Origin of the sequence: Pseudomonas promysalinigenes (assembly GCF_014269025.2) — a bacterium.
Classification (GTDB): domain Bacteria; phylum Pseudomonadota; class Gammaproteobacteria; order Pseudomonadales; family Pseudomonadaceae; genus Aquipseudomonas; species Aquipseudomonas promysalinigenes.
Map to the genome: position 1 here is coordinate 1,787,527 of NZ_CP077094.1, position 21,622 is coordinate 1,809,148.

Here is a 21,622-nt window from a genome sequence, read left to right on the forward strand (position 1 = left end):
GCCTGGCCCTTGGCCTCAGAGGCTTTGTAGCGTCTGCATCAGTACCCGCACCTTAGCGATAGACTCTTCGTATTCGGCCTGCCAGTCGGAATCGGCCACCACCGCGCCGCCGCCCCAGCAACTGGCCTGGCCATCCTTGATCAGCAGGCTACGGATGGCGATGGAGCTGTCCATCTCACCCCGTACGTCTACATACAGCAACGAGCCACAGTACAGCGCACGGCGGGTGGGCTCCAGCTCGTCGATGATCTGCATGGCGCGGATCTTCGGTGCGCCGGTTATCGAGCCGCCGGGGAAGCTGTCGCCAATCAGGTCCAGGGCGTCTTTGTCGCAGGCCAGCTGGCCAGTGATGCTGCTGACCAAGTGGTGCACGTTGGGGTAGCTTTCCAGGCTGAACAGCTCTGGCACCTTTACTGAGCCGATCTCGCAGGTACGCCCCAAATCGTTGCGCAACAGGTCGACGATCATCAGGTTCTCTGAGCGGTCTTTTGGGCTTTGGCGCAGCTCCTGGGCATTGCGTGCGTCCTCGGCGGGGTCGGCCGAGCGGGGCCGTGTGCCCTTGATGGGGCGGGTTTCCACCTGGCGTTGGCTGACGCGGATGAAACGCTCGGGTGAAAAACTCAGCAGGGCGCTGCCGTCAGCCAGTTGCTGATAGCCGGAAAATGGTGTCGGGCAAGCCTTGCGCAGCGCCTGATAAGCGCGCCAGGGGTCGCCTTGGCAGGGGGCGCGAAAACGTTGGGTGAGGTTGATCTGGTAACAGTCGCCGGCCTGTATGTAGCGTTGCACCTGGTCGAAGGCCGCTTTGTATTGGGCAGGTTGCAGGTCGCCTTGCATGGCGGCGAGCAAGCGGAAGTCACCGCCAGGCGCCGGAGCTGCAGCTTCGAACAGGCAGATCAGCCGTTCCCGTTCAGCTTTGGCCAGGCTTGGGTGGAACACCAGTTGACTGGTGCCCATCTGGTGATCGCTGACCATGGCCCAGGCGTACAGGCCCAGTTGCGCGTCGGGCAGCTCAAGGTCGTCGGCCGCGAGGCTGGGCAGGTGCTCCAGCCGGCGACCGAAGTCGTAGCTCAGGTAGCCGATCAAGCCGCCTGCGAAGGGTAGCTGGAGGCCTTCGGGCAACGTGGCATCGCCTAGCTGGGCAAGGCTGTTGCGCAAACGCTCGAGAAACTCGCGGCCATGCTCGCTGGGTTGAGCTTGCAGCTGCTGTACGGGCCAGGCGCTTAGCAGGTCGAAACGGCCACGCTCGGCACCGGGGCGCGCACTGTCAAGCAGTACCGCGCCGGGGGCCTCGCGCAAGGGGGCGAAGTAGGCGGCCGGGTCGGGCTGGTAGGGTAGGGGGTGAAGCGTACAGGTCGGCATCAGTGTGGGCGGCGATGACAAAAGCGAGGCGGCGATTGTAGACCTGTGTAGGGAACGCGCCTAGCTTTGGGGCGACATAAAACAGCCTGTTTGAGCAAGGGCCGCTTTGCGGCCCCGACTTACCGCGGATGCACGTGCCCGAACAGGTTCTGCGCCACCCGCACCCGCTCATCGGGCGTCTCGACGATACCGTCTTTGGCCAGTGCTTCGATGTGCGCTTCGATCGCATGGGTGCGTTGAGTCAGGCCAGTGTCGTTGGCGATTTGTATGTTCAGGCCAGGGCGTGCGTTGAGCTCGAGAATCAGCGGCCCTTTGTCTTGGTCCAAAACCATGTCCACACCGATATAGCCCAACCCGCACAGTTCATAGCAGCCAGCGGCCAGTTTCATGAACCCATCCCAGTTCGGCAGTTGTACGCCGTCCACCGCGTTGGTGGTGTCCGGGTGCTTGCTGATGATGTTGTTCAGCCAGGTGCCTCGCAGGGTCACGCCAGTGGCCAGGTCCACGCCGACGCCGATGGCGCCCTGATGCAGGTTGGCCTTACCGCCGGACTGGCGCGTGGGTAGCCGCAGCATGGCCATGACCGGGTAACCCATCAGCACGATAATGCGGATGTCCGGCACGCCTTCGTAGCTGATGCTCTTGAAGATCTGGTCGGGCGTTACCCGGTACTCGATCAGCGCGCGGTCACGATGGCCGCCCAGCGAGTAAAGGCCGGTGAGGATGCTCGATACCTGGTGTTCGATTTCTTCATGGCTGATGATCCTGCCCGAGACGGTGCGGTAGCGGTCCTCGAAGCGGTCGGCAATCACCAGAATGCCGTCGCCGCCAGCACCTTGCGCCGGCTTGATGACGAAATCGCTGCGCCCACCAATGATCTCGTGAAGCTTGTCGATCTGCTTCTCGGTTTCGATGATGCCGTACATTTCCGGCACGTGGATGCCGGCAGCCAGGGCCCGCTCCTTGGTGATGATCTTGTCGTCGACAATCGGGTAGAGGCTGCGCTTGTTGTACTTCAGTACATAGTCCGCGTTACGCCGGTTGATACCCATGATGCCCCGGGCCTCCAGGGCTTTCCATGTCTTGATCAAGCCAAACATCAGTGGTCAGCCTTGTTCAGGAATGCCTTGAAACGCACGAGCTCGGTCAGGCGGTAGCCGCGGTAGCGACCCATCGCCAGCATGAAGCCCACCAGAATCAGCAGCACAGCGGGGAAGGTGAAGACGAAGTACACCAGCTCCGGCACCATCATCAGCAGGTGTGCCAGGGACGCTGCAAACAGCGTGCCGATCGCCACTTTCATGGCATGGCCAGCGCCGCGTTCTTCCCAGGTGATCGACAGGCGTTCGATGGTCATGGTCAAAATCACCATCGGGAACAGCGCCACCGACAGGCCGCGCTCAAGGCCCAGCTTATGGCTGAACAGGCTGATGGCAGCGATCAGTACCACCACGAACGTCAGTACCACCGAAAGGCGCGGTAGCATCTGCAGCTTCAGGTGTTCCAGGTAAGAGCGCAGCGACAAGCCCAGCGCCGTGATGACCGTGAACAGCACGATGCCGAAGCCCAGCTGGGTTTCGCGGAAGGCCAGCGCGATCAGCACCGGCGTGAAGGTTCCCAGGGTCTGGATGCCGATCAGGTTGCGCAAGATCAGAATGACCAGTACGCCAATCGGGATCATCACCATGATCATGAAGGTTTGCTGAGTTTGCAGCGGTAGGCCGTACAGAGAGTATTCCAGGAAGTCCGCGTCGGTGTTCTCGTCGGTCAGCTTGGCCAGGCGGATGGCATTCATCTCGCTGTTGTTCATGGTGAAGGTGACGTTGGCTTTCTTGCCGCCATCGACGGTGATCAGGTTGTCGTCACCGGTCCACCACAGCAGGCGGTCGGACGGCAGGCCCTGCTCGCCGGTATCCGGGTTGAAGTACAGCCAGTCGTTACCATTGAAGCTGCGCAGCCACAGCTCAGGCGTTTGCGGTGTATCGGCGATCAGGCGGATGGTGTGGACTTTTTCCATCGGCACATGGGCGATCGACAGCAGCAAGTCGATGACCTGGGCCTTTTTCATTGGCGAGGTGTCGCCGCCAAGTAGCAGCTTGACGTTGTCGTCGTTGAGGTTGTTGACACGCTTGATGGTTTCGCTGACGAAGGTTTCGACGTCGGCCGAATGCTGGCGGATCGGGGCCATCAAGGCTTCGGCGGCGATCTTTTCCGGGCCATCGATGGCCAGGCTGTCGCGGAAAGTAGGCCCTTTGATCGTGGCTTTTTCGCTGCTGTAGCGCTTGGTCAGCACCAAGCGGTAGTACAGCGTCTGATTGCCACTGACGCGCCGCGCCGACCAAGTCACCTTGCGGTTGCCGTCGACGCGATTGATGCTCACGCCGTAGTTGTTGGAGATGAAGCTCTCATTGAGGCTGACGTAGTCACGGTTCAAAGGCGGTACGAACATCTGGATCTTGACCGGGTCTTTGGCGCTGGCGACGAACTCAACCTTGGCGTCGATGTTCCACAAGTCGTCAGTTTCGTCTTCGGTCACTGGAATGCCGAGCACGAATATCTGATAGGCCGTGACCGCAACGCCGAGCAACACCAGTACGGTGATCAGGACTTTCAGATGGAGGGTAAGAGAGCGCATCGGAATTACTCTGCTTTGGGAGCGTCTTTGGCACAGGCAGGTTTGCCGGCCGCGTATTTAAGGCTAGGGTCGACCAGGGCGTCGAAGTGCTTGAGCGCCTCGGAGCCGATCAGCAGCGGGAACTGGAAAGCGCTACGGTCGGTGAGGTTGACTTCGATGGTGCGCCGGGCCTGGCCCATGCAAATTTCAAGTTCGATCACTGGGCGAGCCGTGTACGCCTTGCCGGATTCTGCATCATAGTCGCCGGCGCGGCGTTTGATCTTGCTGACACGCGCCAAGGGGCGCTCGATGGGATGCGAGTGGGCGGCATCGATGGCCAGATAGAAGCGTACCCAGCTCTCACCATTGCGCTTGAAGCGCTTGATGTCGCGGGCGCTGAGCGACGCGGTCTTGGCTCCGGTGTCGAGCTTGGCGGCTACTTCCAAGTCCAGATCGCCGAGCCGTGCATATTCGTTCAAACCATAAACGGTCTTGCCCGCGGCCTGGCCATAGGCCGGCAGCAAGGTGAGGCATAACAACAATAATACGGGTGTGAGTCTCATAATCCTGGCGCGGTGTTGAGCTGTGCAGAGTTCGGGGCAGAGGGGACTGGCGACGGCTGCGCAAGCTTCCTCGTTCATCTGTCAACAACATGAATTGATGACAAGCGCACTATCCATGCTCCATTGAAGGCGCGGCATTCTACCATGCCGGCGTCTTGACGCCAGCGTGCCGCGATCTGACAACGCTATGGATGGGTAAGTTCTGCATTAGACGATTGTCGACAATATTCTTTTGTGCTTTGACTCTTCGCCACTAATTCGCTAGTTTCTGCTCAGGCTATTCGAAAGGTGTCGACAATATGCTGGACCTATCCACCCCGATTCCGGCTGACTCGGACGAAACGGAAACCTTGTCGGAGAACGTCTTTCGGCGCATCCAGGCGGCTATCGTCAAAGGCGACATCGCCCCTGGCAGTAAAATTTCCGAACCTGAGCTGGCCCGTACCTATGGCATCAGCCGCGGCCCGCTGCGTGAAGCGATACACCGTCTGGAGGGCCAGCGCCTGCTGGTGCGTGTACCCCATGTGGGCGCGCGGGTAGTGTCGCTGAGCCACGTCGAGCTGATCGAGCTGTACGAAATCCGCGAGTCCCTCGAGGGCATGGCTTGCCGCCTGGCGGCCGAGCGCATGAGCCAGGCTGACATCGACGAGCTACGCCGGGTGCTCGATACCCACGAGCGCGATGCTGCCTTTCAGGCTGGGCTAGGCTATTACCAGCAAGAAGGCGACTACGACTTCCACTACCGGATCATTCACGGCAGTGGCAACCAGACGTTGGTAAAGATGCTCTGCGGTGAGTTGTACCAACTGGTGCGCATGTACCGCATCCAGTTTTCCGCCACGCCCAACCGCCCCCACCAGGCTTTTGCCGAACATCACCGCATCCTCGATGCCATCGAAGGCCGCGACGGCGAGCTGGCCGAACTCCTGATGCGCCGCCACATCGGTGCGTCCAAGCGCAATATCGAGCGTCACTACCTGGACGCCAACGACAATAGCCCACGAGGTGAGAAATGACTGTGAAGAGCACCCCCGGTCAGCGTTTTCGCGACGCCGTTGCCGCCGAGCACCCCTTGCAGGTGGTCGGTGCAATCAATGCCAACCATGCGTTGCTGGCCAAACGTGCCGGTTTCAAGGCCATCTATCTGTCCGGAGGCGGGGTTGCCGCAGGCTCGCTCGGCCTACCAGACTTGGGTATCAGTGGGCTGGATGACGTGCTGACCGATGTACGCCGTATCACCGACGTGTGCGATCTGCCCTTGCTGGTGGATGTCGACACCGGTTTCGGCGCTTCGGCCTTCAACGTTGCCCGCACCGTTCGGTCGATGTGCAAGTTCGGCGCGGCGGCCATTCATATCGAAGACCAGGTTGGCGCCAAGCGTTGCGGTCACCGGCCGAACAAGGAAATCGTCTCACAGCAGGAGATGGTCGACCGTATCAAGGCGGCGGTGGATGCGCGAAGCGACGACAGCTTTGTGATCATGGCGCGAACCGATGCCTTGGCAGTGGAAGGCCTGAACGCTGCGTTGGACCGCGCCGCTGCTTGCGTCGAAGCCGGGGCCGATATGATCTTCCCAGAGGCCATCACTGAGCTTTCGATGTACAAGACGTTCGCCGACCGAGTGAAGGCGCCGATTCTGGCCAACATCACCGAATTTGGCGCTACACCGCTTTACACCACCGAGGAACTGGCTTCGGTCGATGTATCGCTGGTGCTCTACCCGCTGTCGGCATTCCGCGCCATGAACAAGGCCGCCGAAAACGTTTACACCGCGCTGCGCCGCGATGGCACCCAGAAGAACGTGATCGACACCATGCAAACCCGCATGGAGCTCTACGATGCCATCGGTTATCACGCCTTCGAACAGAGCCTCGATGCGTTGTTCGCCCAGAAAAAGGGCTGAGCAGCACCTGCCCAATCAGCCAAGATTTCCATAACAAATTCAAGAAAGGAGAAACACCATGGCCGAAGCAAAAGTACTCAGTGGTGCTGGCCTGCGTGGTCAGGTGGCCGGTCAGACCGCCTTGTCGACCGTGGGTCAGGCCGGTGCCGGCCTGACCTACCGTGGCTATGACGTGCGTGACCTGGCCGCCACTGCCGAGTTCGAGGAAGTCGCCTACCTGCTGCTGTACGGCGAACTGCCGAGCCAGGCGGAACTTGCCGACTACAAGCACAAGCTCAAGGGCCTGCGTGACCTGCCGCAAGCGCTCAAGGAAGTGCTGGAGCGCATCCCGCGTGATGCACACCCGATGGATGTGATGCGCACCGGTTGCTCGATGCTGGGCACCTTGGAGCCCGAACTGACCTTCGAAGCTCAGCGCGAGAAGACCGACCGCCTGCTGGCTGTGTTCCCTGCGGTGATGTGCTACTGGTATCGCTTCAGCCATCACGGCGTGCGTATCGATTGCAACAGCGATGAAGACACGCTGGGTGGCCATTTCCTGCACCTGCTGCACGGCAAGCAACCGAGCGAGCTGCACGTCAAGGTCATGAACGTTTCGCTGATTCTGTACGCCGAGCACGAGTTCAACGCCTCCACCTTCACCGCCCGTGTATGTGCCTCGACCTTGTCCGATCTCTACTCCTGCATCACCGCCGCCATCGGCGCTTTGCGCGGCCCGCTGCACGGGGGCGCCAACGAAGCGGCAATGGAGCTGATCGAGCGCTTCCAGAGCCCGCAAGAGGCAACGGCTGAACTGCTGCGCATGCTGGAGCGCAAGGACAAGATCATGGGCTTCGGTCATGCGATCTACAAAGAATCCGACCCGCGTAATGAGGTGATCAAGGGCTGGGCGAAACAGCTGGCCGACGAAGTGGGTGACAAGGTGCTCTACCCGGTATCCGAGGCCATCGACAAGACCATGTGGGAGCAGAAGCGCCTGTTCCCCAATGCCGACTTCTACCATGCTTCGGCGTACCACTTCATGGGCATTCCAACGAAGCTGTTCACCCCGATCTTCGTCTGCTCGCGTTTGACGGGTTGGGCCGCTCATGTGTTCGAGCAGCGCGCCAACAACCGCATCATTCGCCCAAGCGCCGAGTACGTCGGCGTCGAGCAGCGCCAGTTCGTGCCGATCGAACAGCGCTGAAATAGACAAAGAGAGCCGACCCGTTTCCCCAGTGGAGGCGGGCGAGCCTTGCGAACCCTGTGACCGAGCCCGAATGATGAACACTGCATACCGCAAGAACCTGCCAGGCACAGCCCTGGACTACTTCGATGCCCGCGCTGCCGTCGAGGCCATCAAGCCCGGTGCTTACGACAGCCTGCCCTACACCTCCCGCGTACTTGCCGAAAACCTGGTGCGTCGCTGCGACCCGGCCACCCTCGATGCCTCCTTGGGCCAACTGATCGAGCGCAAGCGCGATCTGGACTTCCCTTGGTTCCCAGCCCGGGTGGTGTGCCATGACATCCTTGGCCAGACTGCCTTGGTCGACCTCGCGGGCCTGCGCGATGCCATCGCCGATAGAGGCGGTGACCCGGCCAAGGTCAACCCGGTGGTACCGGTGCAATTGATCGTCGACCACTCCTTGGCGGTCGAGTGCGGCGGGTATGTTCCAGAAGCGTTCGAAAAGAACCGCGCCATTGAAGACCGGCGCAACGAAGACCGCTTCCATTTCATCAACTGGACCAAGAAAGCCTTCAAGAACGTCGACGTGATCCAGCCCGGTAACGGCATCATGCACCAGATCAACCTGGAGAATATGTCGCCGGTGATCCACAGTGAAGGGGGCGTTGCCTACCCCGATACCTGTGTCGGCACCGACAGCCACACTCCGCATGTCGATGCCTTGGGGGTAATCGCCATCGGTGTGGGCGGCCTGGAAGCGGAAAACGTCATGCTCGGCCGTGCCTCGTGGATGCGCCTGCCGGAAATCGTTGGCGTCGAGCTGACCGGCAGGCTGGCGCCTAGCATCACGGCCACTGACCTGGTGCTGGCTTTGACCGAATTCCTGCGTAAACAGAAAGTCGTCGGTGCTTACCTAGAATTCCATGGCGAGGGTGCGCGAGCCCTGACCTTGGGCGACCGCGCCACCATCTCCAACATGGCACCTGAGTACGGCGCTACGGCCGCGATGTTCGCCATCGATCAGCAAACCATCGACTACCTCAAGCTGACCGGTCGCGATGACCAGCAGGTACAGTTGGTGGAAACCTACGCCAAGGTCGCCGGCCTATGGGCTGACAGCCTGACCTGCGCGCAGTACGAACGCACGCTGAGCTTCGACCTGTCGAGCGTGGTCCGCAACATGGCCGGCCCGTCCAACCCCCATGCTCGTGTTGCTACCAGTGACCTGGCGGCCAAGGGCATCGCGGGTGCCTGGGAGCAAGTGCCTGGGCAAATGCCAGACGGCGCAGTGATCATCGCCGCCATTACCAGTTGCACCAACACCAGCAACCCGCGCAACGTGATCGCCGCAGGCCTGCTGGCGCGAAACGCCAACAGGCTCGGGCTCACTCGCAAGCCTTGGGTCAAATCGTCCCTGGCCCCGGGCTCCAAGGCCGTGCAGCTGTATCTGGAGGAGGCGGGGTTGGAGCGCGAACTGGAGCAGCTAGGGTTTGGGATCGTCGCCTTTGCCTGCACCACGTGCAACGGGATGTCCGGGGCGCTGGACCCGCTGATCCAGCAGGAGATCATCGACCGCGACCTGTACGCCACTGCTGTGCTGTCGGGTAACCGCAACTTCGATGGGCGTATCCACCCGTATGCCAAGCAGGCGTTCCTGGCTTCGCCCCCTCTGGTAGTGGCCTACGCGATTGCCGGCACCATTCGCTTCGACATCGAAAAGGATGTGTTGGGGGTGGTCGACGGCAAGCCAATCCGCCTCAAGGATATATGGCCCAGCGACGAAGAAATCGACGCCGTTGTGCGCGCGGCGGTCAAGCCTGAGCAATTTCGCAAGGTCTACATTCCGATGTTCGCCATCGAGGAGGACCGCGGGCCGAAAGTGGCCCCGCTTTACCAGTGGCGCCCTATGAGCACCTACATCCGTCGCCCGCCCTATTGGGAAGGTGCGCTGGCCGGTGAGCGCACCCTGCGCGGCATGCGCCCCCTGGCGGTACTGCCGGACAACATCACCACCGATCACCTGTCGCCATCCAACGCCATTCTGCTCGACAGCGCCGCGGGTGAATACCTGGCGAAGATGGGCTTGCCAGAGGAAGACTTCAACTCCTACGCCACGCATCGTGGCGACCATCTGACCGCCCAGCGGGCAACCTTCGCCAACCCCAAGCTGTTCAATGAGATGGTGCGCAACGACGACGGCAGCGTCAGGCAAGGTTCACTGGCGCGCATCGAGCCGGAAGGCAAGGTGACGCGTATGTGGGAGGCCATCGAAACCTACATGCAGCGCAAGCAGCCGTTGATCATCGTCGCCGGCGGCGATTATGGCCAAGGTTCGTCCCGTGACTGGGCGGCCAAGGGCGTGCGCCTGGCCGGTGTCGAAGCCATCGTCGCCGAGGGCTTCGAACGCATTCACCGTACCAACCTGGTGGGCATGGGCGTATTGCCGCTGGAATTCCAACCGGGCACCGACCGTAAGACCCTTGGATTAGATGGTAGTGAAACCTACGACGTGCTCGGCCAGCGCACGCCGCGGGCGACGCTGACCCTGGTGGTGACGCGGCGTGATGGTGAGCGGGTCGAGGTGCCGGTGACCTGCCGCCTGGACACCGCTGAGGAAGTGTCGATCTACGAAGCCGGCGGGGTGCTTCAGCGCTTTGCCCAGGACTTCCTCGAAGCGACCGCTTGAACAGGACATGAATATGGCACATCCAGCGCAAGTGAAGATTCCTGCTACTTACATTCGTGGCGGTACCAGCAAGGGCGTATTCTTCCGTCTGCAAGACCTTCCTGAGGTGGCTCAGGTCCCAGGCCCGGCCCGCGACGCGCTGCTGTTGCGGGTGATCGGCAGCCCCGACCCTTATGCCAAGCAGATCGATGGCATGGGCGGCGCCACCTCCAGTACCAGCAAGACGGTGATCCTGTCCAAGAGCATCAAGCCTGGCCATGACGTCGACTATCTGTTCGGCCAGGTCGCTATCGACAAGGCCTTCGTCGACTGGAGCGGCAACTGTGGCAACCTCTCGGCGGCGGTGGGCTCGTTCGCCATCAGCAATGGGCTGGTCGACCCTGCGTGTGTTCCGCGCAATGGTCTGGCCACTGTGCGTATCTGGCAGGCTAACATCGGCAAGACCATCATCGCCCATGTGCCGATCACCGAAGGCCAAGTGCAGGAAACCGGTGATTTCGAGCTCGACGGGGTGACCTTTCCGGCGGCCGAAGTGCAGCTCGAGTTTCTTGACCCGGCCGCCGACGAGGAGGGTGACGCTGGTGCGATGTTTCCTACCGGCAACCTTGTGGACGATCTGGAGGTGCCCGGCGTCGGTACCTTCAAGGCAACCCTGATCAATGCCGGTATCCCAACCGTGTTCGTCAATGCCGCCGACATCGGTTACACCGGTACGGAATTGCAGGATGCGATCAACGGCGACCCTCAAGCGCTGCAGCGTTTCGAGACCATCCGCGCTTATGGCGCAGTGCGCATGGGCCTGATCGAGCACATTGACCAGGCAGCGGGGCGGCAGCACACCCCGAAGGTGGCCTTCGTCGCGCCCCCTGCCGCCTACATAGCCTCCAGTGGCAAGGCGGTTGAGGCCGGTGACATCGACTTGCTAGTGCGGGCGTTGTCCATGGGTAAGCTGCACCACGCGATGATGGGCACCGCAGCGGTTGCCATCGGTACTGCCGCCGCCATTCCAGGTACGCTGGTCAACCTCGCTGCAGGCGGCGGCGAGCGCAGCGCCGTGCGTTTCGGCCACCCGTCCGGCACCTTGCGGGTGGGGGCCCAAGCGCGCCAGGTAGATGGCCAGTGGACGGTGACCAAGGCGATCATGAGCCGCAGTGCTCGGGTGTTGATGGAGGGCTGGGTTCGCGTGCCTGGCGATAGCTTCTAAGGGATCGCGGGTAAGCCGCGACCTGCCCTTGCCAAGCGTCAGCAATGCTGGTGCTTACGCGGGTGACCCGCGAAACGGGCAGGCTAAACGAAAAAACCCCGGCATTGCGCCGGGGTTTTCTTTTACAGCGTATTGCTCAGCTTATGCCTGGACCACCGGGATCTTGGCGTTGGCTGCTGCTTCGCGGAACTCGGCGATCTGGTCGAAGCTCAGGTAGCGGTACACGTCGGCAGCCATGCTGTCGATGTCTTTGGCGTACTGCATGTACTCTTCGACGGTAGGCAGTTTGCCGATGATCGAGGCGACCGCCGCCAGCTCGGCCGAGGCCAGGTACACGTTGGTAGCGTCACCCAGACGGTTCGGGAAGTTACGGGTCGAGGTGGATACCACGGTCGAACCGGTCTGCACACGTGCCTGGTTACCCATGCACAGCGAGCAGCCTGGCATTTCCATGCGCGCACCGGCCTTGCCGTAGATACCGTAGTAGCCTTCTTCGGTCAGCTGGTGAGCGTCCATCTTGGTTGGCGGGGCCAGCCACAGACGAGTGGGGATACCGCCCTTGACCTTCTCCAGCAGCTTGCCGGCAGCGCGGAAGTGGCCGATGTTGGTCATGCACGAGCCGATGAACACTTCGTCGATCTTCTCGCCCTGTACCGAAGACAGCAGACGGGCATCGTCCGGGTCGTTCGGCGCGCAGAGCACAGGCTCCTTGACGTCGGCCAGGTCGATTTCGATGATCTCGGCGTATTCGGCATCGGCATCTGCCGACAGCAGCTCTGGCTTGGCCAGCCAGGCTTCCATGGCCTGAGCGCGACGCTCAAGGGTGCGGGCATCGCCGTAGCCTTCGCCGATCATCCAGCGCAGCAGGGTGATGTTCGACTGCAGGTACTCGGCGATGGCCTTCTCTGGCAGTTTGATGGTGCAGCCGGCAGCGGAGCGCTCAGCCGAAGCGTCGGACAGCTCGAAGGCTTGTTCGACGGTCAGTTCGTCCAGGCCTTCGATTTCCAGGATGCGGCCGGAGAAGGCGTTTTTCTTGCCTTTCTTCTCGACGGTCAGCAGGCCCTGCTGGATGGCGTAGTAAGGGATGGCGTGAACCAGGTCACGCAGGGTGATGCCTGGCTGCAGTTTGCCCTTGAAGCGCACCAGGATCGACTCTGGCATGTCCAGTGGCATGACCCCGGTGGCGGCGGCGAACGCCACCAGGCCGGAACCTGCCGGGAACGAGATGCCGATCGGGAAGCGGGTGTGCGAGTCGCCACCGGTACCCACGGTGTCAGGCATCAGCATGCGGTTCAGCCAGCTGTGAATGATGCCGTCACCTGGGCGCAGCGACACGCCGCCACGGGTGCGGATGAAGTCTGGCAGGGTGTGGTGGGTGGTGACGTCGATCGGCTTCGGATACGCCGCGGTGTGGCAGAACGACTGCATCACCAGGTCAGCGGAGAAGCCCAGGCACGCCAGGTCTTTGAGCTCGTCGCGGGTCATCGGGCCAGTGGTGTCCTGGGAGCCGACAGTGGTCATCTTCGGTTCGCAATAGGCACCTGGGCGCACGCCCTGGCCTTCTGGCAGGCCGCAGGCACGACCGACCATCTTCTGTGCCAGGGTGAAGCCCTTGCCGGTGTCGGCAGGCTGTTCTGGCTTCTTGAACAGGTCCGACGGGCCTTGGCCCAGTTCTGCACGGGCTTTCTCGGTGAGGCCACGGCCGACGATCAGCGGAATACGGCCACCAGCGCGGACTTCATCCAGCAGCACTTCGGTTTTGAGCGTGAACTCGGTGACCAGCTCATCGCTGCCGTGGCGGCGCACTTCGCCTTTGTAAGGGTAAACGTCGATGACGTCGCCCATGGCCAGGTTGGTGCAGTCGAACTCGATCGGCAGGGCGCCTGCGTCTTCCATGGTGTTGTAGAAGATCGGGGCGATCTTGGTGCCGAAGCAGAAGCCACCGGCGCGCTTGTTCGGCACGTACGGGATGTCGTCGCCGAAGAACCACAGCACCGAGTTGGTGGCGGACTTACGCGAAGAGCCGGTACCGACCACGTCACCCACATAGGCAACCGGGAAGCCTTTGGCTTTCACGGCTTCGATCTGGGCCAGCGGGCCCACGGAGCCTGGCTGGGAAGGCTCGATGCCGTCACGGGCCATTTTCAGCATGGCCAGAGCGTGCAGTGGGATGTCAGGGCGCGACCAGGCGTCCGGGGCAGGGGACAGGTCGTCGGTATTGGTTTCGCCAGGTACCTTGAACACGGTCAGGGTGTATTTGTCGGCGATGGCCGGGCGCGAGGTGAACCACTCGCCGGCAGCCCAGGATTCCAGCACGGCCTTGGCGTGAGTGTTGCCGGCCTTGGCCTTTTCGGCCACATCGTGGAAGGCGTCGAACATCAGCAGGGTGTGCTTGAGCTGTTCGGCCGCGACGGCGCCCAGTTCGGCGTCGTCCAGCAGCGCGACCAGCGTTTCGATGTTGTAGCCGCCCTGCATGGTACCCAGCAGTTCAGTGGCGTGCTTGCGGTCGATCAGCGGCGACTTGGCTTCACCCTTGGCGACGGCAGAGAGGAATGCAGCCTTGACGTAGGCAGCTTCGTCCACCCCTGGTGGAACGCGGTTGGTGATCAGGTCTACGAGGAAGGCTTCTTCGCCGGCCGGCGGGTTCTTCAGCAGCTCGACCAGGCCTGCAGTTTGTTCGGCGTTCAGCGGCTGGGGCACGATACCCAGGGCGGCACGCTCTTCGATGTGTTTGCGGTAGGCTTCAAGCACAGTTATTACCCTCATCAGTGGTCCCTAAAGGGAGTCCGGGACGCTCATCCAGCATTCGATGCACCCATGCGCTGCCACGGCCTTTTGGGCCGCCCAACCAGGGTCGCAAAGAATCCTTACAGAAGCTGCTTTCAAAGTTTTACGCCTGCAGAACGGGAGCTGATGAGGGCTGGCGCGGGCATGCGAGGGATGCATGGCCCGGGCCAACGCCGTTCTACCGGATGGACTGTGCTCGTGACGCTTTGAAAACAGCTTCCAACGGACATTGTTGCCTTGAAAAGGCGGGGTGATTCTACGGCAAATTGTCGCAGAAGGTAAGGCGGCGAACGTGACTTTAACGGGTGACCGTGGTTAGACAAAGGGCTAACATGCCTCGGTGTTCCACCGCCAAGCCGTTGTTTCAAATGTCCAACCAGTCCATCAAGACCCCTTGCGTCGGCCTCTGTTCCACCGTGTACGGGGACACGGTATGCCGTGGCTGCAAGCGGTTTCACCATGAAGTGATCCACTGGAACGGCTACGACGACACGCAAAAGCGCGCTGTCTGGCTGCGCCTGGAGCAACTGCTGGTGCAGGTGATGATGGCCAAGCTGGAGGTGTTCGACAAGGGCCTGCTGCGCCAGCAATTGCAGCAGCGTTCGATCCGCTTCGTCGAGCAGCAGTCGGAGTACTGCTGGGCGTATCAGTTGATCGCGCGCGGGGCACGGATGATTCGCGACCTGGAGGCTTACGGCATGGCGCTGCTGCCGGAGTTCCGCGACTGGGAGCTGCCACAACTGCGCGATGCCATCGACCGCGAATTCTTCCTGCTCTCCGAGGCCCATTACCAGCGCTACATTGCGCCGAGGTTCCTGCGCGACGGGGTGGGCGACGGGCAGGGCTGAGCCCCTGCCCGCAGCAGCGTATCAGTCGCCGGTGTACTCGCAGCCACTGGTGCAGGTTTCGTGGATGCGCACCTTGGAGAGCTCTGGCATCAGGGGTTTGACCTGGTCCCAGATCCACTTGGCGATCACTTCGCTGGTGGGGTTCTCAAGGCCCGGAATATCGTTCAGGTAGTTATGGTCAAGCTGGTCGTAGATCGGCTTGAAGATCGCCTTCACCTCGGCAAAGTCACGGATCCACCCGGTATGCGGGTCGAGCGGGCCGGTCAGGTGCAGGCCGACCTTGAACGAGTGGCCGTGCAGGCGGCCGCACTTGTGCCCTGCTGGAACGTGGGGCAGGCGGTGGGCCGATTCGAACGTAAATTCCTTGAAGATTTCCACGCTGTCATAACTCTGTGTGAATCAATAATGCGCGCAGTCTACCAGCATGGCCGCTACAAGGCTTGCAGGCGTTCGGGCAACCGCCCGGTGGCGATCAATTCCAGCAATTCGTCGCCCAGCCGCTGGCTTTCGGCGATGGCCTTGTACCAGTAGCGCTTGCGGCTCGGCGCATCGCCCATGAAGCGCTTGAAGTCATTACGGTCGGGCAGCTTGCCGAAAGGCAAGGCAGCCAAATACTGCGGCGATGGGGTCAGCAACAGTACGTTCTGCAAACGTGTGGCGTCGCCCTTGCGCCAAGGCAGCGCCTTGTCGAACCAGCCAGGCACCACTTTGTCGGTGAAGTGCGGATACAGCACCAGATCGTCACCGCGGTAGGGCAAGTCGAGGTGATAATCGAGCAAGCCACCGTCACGGTATGTGCCTGCCCCTGCACCGGGGATATCGCGCACACCTTCCATCACCATCGGGATGGAACCTGAGGCCAGTAGTGCGTGGCGCAGATTGGCTAGGTCCAGTGGCAGACAGCGCGAGGGAAAATCGGTGAGGGCCTCGAGCGGCGGGGCGCTGCGAGCATCGTGCAGGATCACGCGTTCGAAGTGTCGGGCCAGCCGCGCACGGCCCAGTAGGTTGCTGGCAATTACCGAGCCCAGGCCCATGCCTAGGCGGGCGCGGTGGTCGTGGGCGAGTTGGCCATGGCTCTTGACCACCAGGATGTTCAAGCGGTACAGCGGGTTGGCGAGGATCTGCCCGTCGCGGCCTTGCAGCAAGTCATCGAGCATGCGCTGGCAACTGCGGCTGATCTGCGCCGGGGTCACGCCTTTGGCAAAGTCCTGTTCGGTGTACAGCTCGCCCAAACGGCGGATGCCGGCCACGGGGTCGTCGAGGCAGGCGCTGGCGAAGCGCCAGGAGCCGATCGAGGCGCCGATCAGAGCGCGTTGGCGCGGCGCCGAAGGTAGCCACTCGCCGAACAGGGCCAGGTCCAGCCCCTGAATGCCTAACGGCTTGGGGCCACCCGCCGCGCCAGGCAATACCCCGACATCGCCAGGCTGCAAACCGCGCTCGCGAATCTGCCGCAAGGCGCGCTGGCCAGCCTTGAAAGTCAGGGCTGGGTATTTGATGTGAATGGCGCTCATGTCGAACTCCACAGCTAGCGAGCCGGTCATTATAGGGCCTTGATGCAGCCGTAGCTGCGCTATCATGGCGCCAGCTGTTTTCAGGTTGAATTAAGGACCGCTGGTTAATCTTAACCCCGTAGACAACTTGAACCTCGCTCAGGAGAGCCATCATGAAAACTTTGACTGCCTTGTTCACTGCCGCCGCCCTTGCACTGGGTGCCAACGCCGCTTTTGCTCAGGACGTGCAGCCTGACGAAGTGGTGAAACTGGTCAACGCCAAGACCATCAAGTCGCTGGACGAACTCAAGGCTGCTGCCGTGGCCAAGCATCCAGGTGCCACCGTCACCGATTCGGAGCTGGAAAACGAATATGGCCGCTACATCTACAAGGTCGAACTGCGCGATGCGCAGAACGTGGAGTGGGACGTTGACCTGGACGCCAAAACCGGTGAGGTGCTGAAGGATCAGCGAGACAGCTAATGCCCTGCATCACTCGGCCGGCGCGATACGTGCTGTTTTCGTTGCTGGCCGTTTGCTCGCTGGCCGTTGCCCACGATCTGGACCAGGACCAGGCCCTGAAACTGCGTCAGAAGGGCGTCATTCTGCCACTTGAGCAATTGCTTACGACCGCCCTGGGGCGTTACCCCGGGGCGCGTCTGCTGGAGGCCGAACTGGAAGAGGAGCACGGCCGCTACGAATATGAGGTCGAATTGCTCACCCAGGAAGGCGTGGTGCGCGAAATCAAGCTGGACGCCAGCACTGGTGCTCTGCTCAAAGACGAGGAAGACGACTGACATGCGCCTGCTGCTTGTCGAAGACAATGTACCCCTGGCCGACGAGCTGACTACCAGCTTGCAGCGCCAAGGCTATGCCGTGGACTGGTTGGCCGATGGGCGGGATGCGGTGTATCAAGGCCAGAGCGAACCCTATGACTTGATCATTCTGGATCTGGGCTTGCCTGGTTTGCCGGGTCTGGACGTACTGGAACAATGGCGTGCCGGCGGGTTGGCAACACCGGTGCTGATTCTCACGGCGCGCGGATCGTGGGCTGAACGGATCGAAGGCCTCAAGGCTGGGGCCGATGACTATCTGAGCAAGCCCTTTCATCCCGAAGAGCTGCAACTGCGCATTCAGGCGCTGCTGCGTCGCGCCCGCGGCCTGGCCAACCGGCCAACCCTGGAAGCGGCAGGTCTGCATCTGGATGAGGGCCGCCAGTGCGTGAGCCGCGACGGGGTCGATATTCAGCTCACGGCTGCCGAGTTTCGCTTATTGCGCTACTTCATGCTGCACCCGCAGCAAATCCTGTCCAAAAGCCATCTTGCCGAGCATCTTTATGATGGCGAGACGGAGCGCGATTCCAATGTGCTGGAGGTGCATGTCAATCACCTGCGGCGCAAGCTGGGGCGAAGCGTAATCGAGACTCGGCGCGGCCAGGGTTATATCTATGCCGGGAGCGGCGAGTGAAGTCCATCCAGGCACGTCTTAGCCTGGGGCTTATTGCCGTACTGGTGATTGTTGGCCTGGTGCTCGCGCAACTGACGCTTTGGTTGTTCGAGGCAGGTTTGCAGCGTTACCTGGAAAACGGCCTGCGCAAGGAAAGCGAAAACCTGCTGGTGGCGCTGGTGCGTGGGCCCACGGGCCTGCAGTTGGATGAGCGGCGTATCTCAGCGGCCTATCAACGGCCTTTTTCCGGCTACTACTTCCGTATCGATTTTGACAAGGGCACTTGGCGCTCGCGTTCTTTATGGGACCTGGATATGCCCAAACCCGCTGAGCCGGGGCTTTCCGATACCCACGAGCTAGGGCCGGAAGGCCAGCAATTGCTGGCCCTGCGCGCGGATTACCGGCGCCTGGGCCAGGATATTTCGATCAGCGTCGCGCAAGACTATTCACCCGTGCGCCAAGGCTTTCGCCGTTTGCAGCAAATCGGCCTGGGCATGGGCCTGATCGCGTTGCTCATCGTACTGGTGTTGCAGCGCATCACCGTGACCCGTTCGCTGCGCCCACTGGAGCGAGCGCGCCAGCAGATTGCCCAGTTGCAGCAGGGCCAGCGGTCTCAGCTCGACGCTCAGGTGCCCAGCGAACTGGCGCCCCTGGTCGGCCAGATCAACCACTTGCTCAGTCACACCGAAAACAGCCTACGCCGCTCGCGCAATGCTTTGGGCAACCTGGGGCATGCCCTGAAGACCCCCTTGGCAGTGCTGCTCAGCCTCGCCTCCAGCGAACGCCTGAAGGACCTGCCGCAGGTGCAAGCGCAATTGCGTGAACAGTTGCAGCAGATCCAGCAGCGGCTGGCCCGCGAGCTCAACCGTGCGCGCTTGGCAGGGGATGCATTACCAGGGTCTCAGTTTGACTGCGATGCCGAGTTACCCGGCCTGTTCGCGACCTTGTGCATGATTCATGGCGAGGTCTTGCAGTTACACCGCGAGGTTCCCCCAGCTCTGCAATTGCCATGGGACCGCGAAGACGTTCTCGAGCTGCTGGGCAACTTACTCGACAACGCCTGCAAGTGGGCCGACAGCGAAGTGCGTCTGGCAATTGCTGCAACGCCTGTTGGGTATCAACTGTGGGTCGATGATGATGGCCCTGGCATCCCTGAGGGCCAACGCCTGCAGGTATTGGAGCGGGGATCGCGGTTGGATGAGCAGGTCGATGGGCATGGCTTGGGGCTGGGCATCGTGCGCGACATTGTCGAGGCCTGGAATGGCCGGCTGGAGCTGTTGCAAAGCCCATTGGGTGGGCTGCGCATACAGATCGAACTGCCGCGTAATTATTGAAGTGTCTGCAGTGAAGATTCAGAAAAATTGCAGTTACCCCGCATTTTTTTGAATTAGCTCAACGGTGTGCCGCGCGGCACAATCACCTGACGAAACCTGCGGTTTCCATCTCTCCAAGGACGGAGCCCTTACGCAGCTGCCTAGGCGCTGCCAGCCCAGTTGCCCTCGACTGGGCTTTCTTTTCACTACGACACTCAAAGATTTTGAGCCTTCGAATGCCTGCCATGCGATACGACAGTCTTCTGCAGCGGCTGCTGCCTGCGCCCCTGAACATCTCACCTAAGCAAGCCTTGCGCGCCGGTGTCGGCGCATTGCTTGGCTTGTTCGTTGCTGGCGGGTTGACCAGCCTGGCCTACGGGCCAGGCACTGCCCTGCACCTACTGGGCCCGTTGGCGGCCTCTGCGGTGCTGGTGTTTGCCGTGCATTCCGGGCCGCTGGCCCAACCCTGGCCGGTGCTTGGCAGTTATGCCCTGGCTGGGGCTGTCGGCCTTGCCATGCGTCAGGGCTGGGGCGGGGAGCTGTGGGTGGCCGCCACGGCGCTGGGCATTTCGATGCTCGTGATGTGCTTATTGCGCTGCCTGCACCCGCCGGGTGGTGCGGTGGCGGTAAGCGCGGTGCTGGCTGATCCGGGCTTGACGGCCATGGGTGACCATCTGCTAGAGCCGGTCTTGCTCAATGCACTGATGCTGGTGTGCGTCGCGGTGATCTACAACCGCCTGACCGGGGTGCGCTACCCCAAAGCAGCACTGCCGCGCATCGATCTGCACCATACCCACGACCCCCTGCCGCGCGAGCGCGTTGGCGTCAGCAGCGCTGACCTGGATCAGGCGCTGATGGAGCTAGGGGAGTTCGTCGACGTCACTCGTGATGAGCTACAGCGCATCATCATCGCCACCGAGCACAGCGCGCTGCAGCGCACTCTCGGCGGTATCACTGCCAGTGCCGTAATGTCGCGCGATGTGCAGTTCGCTTCGCCGCAGACCACTCTGGAACAGGCCTGGAAGCTGCTGTGTAGCCACCATCTGAACACTCTGCCGGTACTCGACCAGGGCAAGCTGGTGGGTATCGTCAGCCTCAGCGACCTTATCGGCCCAGCCATGCAGCGCGGCCAGCTCAGTTGGCGCGGCCTGTTCGGCCGCAAAGCGGTGCGCCTGGAGCAGGTGATGAGTCGGCATGTGGTCAGTGTCAGCCCCCAGCACCCGCTGGAGCGCCTGCTACCGCTGTTGTGCGAGCAAGGCCTGCACTGCCTGCCGGTGCTCGATGATGGCCGGTTGGTAGGGGTCGTCACCCAGACCGATCTGGTCGCCGGCCTTGCCCGCCAGTTGCTAAGCGCCGCTGGCAGCGGTTCACACCAGCGGGTCCCAGCGTTGTGACCAGTCGCTGGAGTCAGCCGCTATCAGCCCGCGCAGCACCGCGATGGCCTGTTGCAGCGCTTCGCTGTCGCGCTTGCGCGGGTAGACCAGGTAGGTTGGGTAAGTGAATTCCGGCGCTTGCGGCACACGCTCGAATACGCCTTTATCCAAATAGGCCTGTACTACACGCGTACGGAAATACCCGCTACCCCCGTGGTCGAGGATGAACTGCAAAGCCAGAGGCCCGAGGTTGAAGCTCAGCGCCGGGCGCGCGCAGTCCGGCAATGCGGCATCGTGCTGGCGGCGGAAGGCTTCACCCCAGTCGATGTAGATGTATGGCTCAGGTCGCTGGACCCTGCGCACGCGAATCAGCTTTTCTTCCATCAACTGCTCAACCTGCAGCCCTGGACCGTAGATCGGCTGGTACACCAGGGCTGCGTCCAGCAGGCCCATGTCGACCTTGCGTAGCAAAGCGTCCTCGTCACTGATTTCGCTGCGGATGGCATGGCTTGGCATTTCGCGGAACAGGGCGCCGACCCAGTCGAGCAGCATCGGGTTGCCCAGGCTCACCTGCGCGCCAATATGCAGTACTTGCTGGCGGCCTTCAGGCAGCGGTAGGTCGCGCCGCGCCGCTTCCCAGGTCTGTACCAGCTGGTTGGCGTAGCTGACGAAGGCTTCACCATCGTGGGTCAAGCTAGCGCCATTTCGACTGCGCACGAACAGCTGACAGCCCAGTTGCTGCTCCAGGCGTTGCACGCGGGCGGTGATAGCGGTCTGTGATACGCACAGGCGTTCGGCGGCGGCGACCAGGCTGCCGCAACGCACCACTTCAAGAAACGTACGGGCCTGGTCGATGTCCATGATCGGCTCTG

Annotated in this window: 19 protein-coding genes; 11 read left to right on the plus strand and 8 right to left on the minus strand. The window is 61.8% G+C overall.

Annotated features, from left to right (window positions below; translation table 11 throughout):
• Positions 1–15 precede the first annotated feature (15 nt).
• The 4 genes from pabB to rloA all read right to left on the minus strand — a co-directional run bounded on the left by pabB (position 16) and on the right by rloA (position 4,536).
• On the minus strand, positions 16–1,359 hold the full coding sequence (gene pabB / locus HU725_RS08250; protein WP_186476809.1) for an aminodeoxychorismate synthase component I: 1,344 nt from the start codon (positions 1,357–1,359) through the stop codon (positions 16–18).
• Positions 1,360–1,478: 119 nt separating this feature from the next.
• Complete coding sequence (locus tag HU725_RS08255) at positions 1,479–2,459, minus strand: alpha-L-glutamate ligase-like protein (RefSeq protein ID WP_060476787.1); 981 nt, start codon at positions 2,457–2,459, stop codon at positions 1,479–1,481.
• A complete protein-coding gene (gene rloB, locus HU725_RS08260; RefSeq protein ID WP_060476788.1) occupies positions 2,459–3,994 on the minus strand; it encodes an osmotic stress tolerance membrane protein RloB in 1,536 nt (511 codons plus the stop codon). Before rloB ends, HU725_RS08255 begins: the two co-directional genes overlap by 1 nt.
• A gap of 5 nt (positions 3,995–3,999) precedes the next feature.
• On the minus strand, positions 4,000–4,536 hold the full coding sequence (gene rloA, locus HU725_RS08265; protein ID WP_186476810.1) for a retropepsin-like aspartic peptidase RloA: 537 nt from the start codon (positions 4,534–4,536) through the stop codon (positions 4,000–4,002).
• A 299-nt stretch (positions 4,537–4,835) separates the two neighbouring features.
• Here rloA and HU725_RS08270 point away from each other — a divergent pair, with 299 nt between their 5' ends.
• The 5 genes from HU725_RS08270 (at position 4,836) to prpF (ending at position 11,494) form a co-directional block, all read left to right on the plus strand.
• The gene (locus HU725_RS08270; RefSeq protein ID WP_186476811.1) at positions 4,836–5,552 is read left to right on the plus strand and encodes a GntR family transcriptional regulator; all 717 of its coding nucleotides are present in this window, start codon (positions 4,836–4,838) and stop codon (positions 5,550–5,552) included.
• Positions 5,549–6,439 carry a methylisocitrate lyase gene (prpB, locus tag HU725_RS08275; RefSeq protein WP_060476791.1) on the plus strand — a complete coding sequence of 297 codons (891 nt, stop codon included), beginning with the start codon at positions 5,549–5,551 and terminating at the stop codon, positions 6,437–6,439. The genes HU725_RS08270 and prpB overlap by 4 nt, the downstream gene beginning before the upstream one ends.
• 58 nt (positions 6,440–6,497) lie before the next feature.
• Positions 6,498–7,625: a bifunctional 2-methylcitrate synthase/citrate synthase gene (prpC, locus tag HU725_RS08280; protein ID WP_060476792.1), complete on the plus strand. Its 1,128-nt coding sequence runs from the start codon at positions 6,498–6,500 to the stop codon at positions 7,623–7,625.
• A gap of 76 nt (positions 7,626–7,701) precedes the next feature.
• Positions 7,702–10,290, plus strand: a complete 2,589-nt coding sequence (gene acnD, locus HU725_RS08285) for a Fe/S-dependent 2-methylisocitrate dehydratase AcnD (RefSeq protein ID WP_186476907.1) — start codon at positions 7,702–7,704, stop codon at positions 10,288–10,290.
• Between the two features lie 13 nt (positions 10,291–10,303).
• Positions 10,304–11,494, plus strand: coding sequence for a 2-methylaconitate cis-trans isomerase PrpF (gene prpF, locus HU725_RS08290; protein WP_186476812.1), 1,191 nt, complete (start codon positions 10,304–10,306; stop codon positions 11,492–11,494).
• A gap of 141 nt (positions 11,495–11,635) precedes the next feature.
• On the opposite strand, the gene acnB is transcribed toward prpF, so the two are convergent.
• Positions 11,636–14,245, minus strand: coding sequence for a bifunctional aconitate hydratase 2/2-methylisocitrate dehydratase (acnB, locus tag HU725_RS08295; RefSeq protein WP_186476908.1), 2,610 nt, complete (start codon positions 14,243–14,245; stop codon positions 11,636–11,638).
• Between the two features lie 404 nt (positions 14,246–14,649).
• On the opposite strand from acnB, the gene HU725_RS08300 reads away from it, so the two are divergent.
• A complete protein-coding gene (locus HU725_RS08300) occupies positions 14,650–15,129 on the plus strand; it encodes a DUF1289 domain-containing protein (RefSeq protein ID WP_186476909.1) in 480 nt (159 codons plus the stop codon).
• Positions 15,130–15,150: 21 nt separating this feature from the next.
• Here the strand turns inward: HU725_RS08300 and queD are convergent, their stop codons facing one another.
• Both queD and HU725_RS08310 read right to left on the minus strand, forming a co-directional pair.
• Complete coding sequence (gene queD / locus HU725_RS08305; protein WP_060476796.1) at positions 15,151–15,507, minus strand: 6-carboxytetrahydropterin synthase QueD; 357 nt, start codon at positions 15,505–15,507, stop codon at positions 15,151–15,153.
• A 53-nt stretch (positions 15,508–15,560) separates the two neighbouring features.
• Entirely contained in the window at positions 15,561–16,640 is a 1,080-nt protein-coding gene (locus HU725_RS08310; protein ID WP_060476840.1) for a patatin-like phospholipase domain-containing protein, read from the minus strand.
• Between the two features lie 152 nt (positions 16,641–16,792).
• Between HU725_RS08310 and HU725_RS08315 the strand changes: the two genes are divergently transcribed.
• The 5 genes from HU725_RS08315 (at position 16,793) to HU725_RS08335 (ending at position 20,771) form a co-directional block, all read left to right on the plus strand.
• Entirely contained in the window at positions 16,793–17,101 is a 309-nt protein-coding gene (locus HU725_RS08315; RefSeq protein ID WP_186476813.1) for a PepSY domain-containing protein, read from the plus strand.
• On the plus strand, positions 17,101–17,415 hold the full coding sequence (locus HU725_RS08320) for a PepSY domain-containing protein (protein WP_186476814.1): 315 nt from the start codon (positions 17,101–17,103) through the stop codon (positions 17,413–17,415). Before HU725_RS08315 ends, HU725_RS08320 begins: the two co-directional genes overlap by 1 nt.
• Before the next feature lies 1 nt (position 17,416).
• Entirely contained in the window at positions 17,417–18,085 is a 669-nt protein-coding gene (locus tag HU725_RS08325) for a response regulator transcription factor (protein ID WP_060476799.1), read from the plus strand.
• Positions 18,082–19,398, plus strand: a complete 1,317-nt coding sequence (locus HU725_RS08330; protein ID WP_186476815.1) for a sensor histidine kinase — start codon at positions 18,082–18,084, stop codon at positions 19,396–19,398. The genes HU725_RS08325 and HU725_RS08330 overlap by 4 nt, the downstream gene beginning before the upstream one ends.
• Before the next feature lie 215 nt (positions 19,399–19,613).
• Complete coding sequence (locus tag HU725_RS08335; protein WP_186476816.1) at positions 19,614–20,771, plus strand: HPP family protein; 1,158 nt, start codon at positions 19,614–19,616, stop codon at positions 20,769–20,771.
• Here HU725_RS08335 and HU725_RS08340 read toward each other — a convergent pair.
• Positions 20,745–21,611, minus strand: a complete 867-nt coding sequence (locus HU725_RS08340) for a LysR family transcriptional regulator (RefSeq protein WP_186476817.1) — start codon at positions 21,609–21,611, stop codon at positions 20,745–20,747. The two genes, HU725_RS08335 and HU725_RS08340, sit on opposite strands and share 27 nt — an antisense overlap.
• Positions 21,612–21,622: the final 11 nt, after the last annotated feature.

Coding starts and splice junctions, on each gene's coding strand:
- pabB (WP_186476809.1), bottom strand. CDS start 1,359: ATGCCGACCTGTACGCTTCACCCCCTACCCTACCAGCCCGACCCGGCC.
- HU725_RS08255 (WP_060476787.1), bottom strand. CDS start 2,459: ATGTTTGGCTTGATCAAGACATGGAAAGCCCTGGAGGCCCGGGGCATC.
- rloB (WP_060476788.1), bottom strand. CDS start 3,994: ATGCGCTCTCTTACCCTCCATCTGAAAGTCCTGATCACCGTACTGGTG.
- rloA (WP_186476810.1), bottom strand. CDS start 4,536: ATGAGACTCACACCCGTATTATTGTTGTTATGCCTCACCTTGCTGCCG.
- HU725_RS08270 (WP_186476811.1), top strand. CDS start 4,836: ATGCTGGACCTATCCACCCCGATTCCGGCTGACTCGGACGAAACGGAA.
- prpB (WP_060476791.1), top strand. CDS start 5,549: ATGACTGTGAAGAGCACCCCCGGTCAGCGTTTTCGCGACGCCGTTGCC.
- prpC (WP_060476792.1), top strand. CDS start 6,498: ATGGCCGAAGCAAAAGTACTCAGTGGTGCTGGCCTGCGTGGTCAGGTG.
- acnD (WP_186476907.1), top strand. CDS start 7,702: ATGAACACTGCATACCGCAAGAACCTGCCAGGCACAGCCCTGGACTAC.
- prpF (WP_186476812.1), top strand. CDS start 10,304: ATGGCACATCCAGCGCAAGTGAAGATTCCTGCTACTTACATTCGTGGC.
- HU725_RS08300 (WP_186476909.1), top strand. CDS start 14,650: ATGTCCAACCAGTCCATCAAGACCCCTTGCGTCGGCCTCTGTTCCACC.
- HU725_RS08310 (WP_060476840.1), bottom strand. CDS start 16,640: ATGAGCGCCATTCACATCAAATACCCAGCCCTGACTTTCAAGGCTGGC.
- HU725_RS08315 (WP_186476813.1), top strand. CDS start 16,793: ATGAAAACTTTGACTGCCTTGTTCACTGCCGCCGCCCTTGCACTGGGT.
- HU725_RS08320 (WP_186476814.1), top strand. CDS start 17,101: ATGCCCTGCATCACTCGGCCGGCGCGATACGTGCTGTTTTCGTTGCTG.
- HU725_RS08325 (WP_060476799.1), top strand. CDS start 17,417: ATGCGCCTGCTGCTTGTCGAAGACAATGTACCCCTGGCCGACGAGCTG.
- HU725_RS08335 (WP_186476816.1), top strand. CDS start 19,614: ATGCCTGCCATGCGATACGACAGTCTTCTGCAGCGGCTGCTGCCTGCG.
- HU725_RS08340 (WP_186476817.1), bottom strand. CDS start 21,611: ATGGACATCGACCAGGCCCGTACGTTTCTTGAAGTGGTGCGTTGCGGC.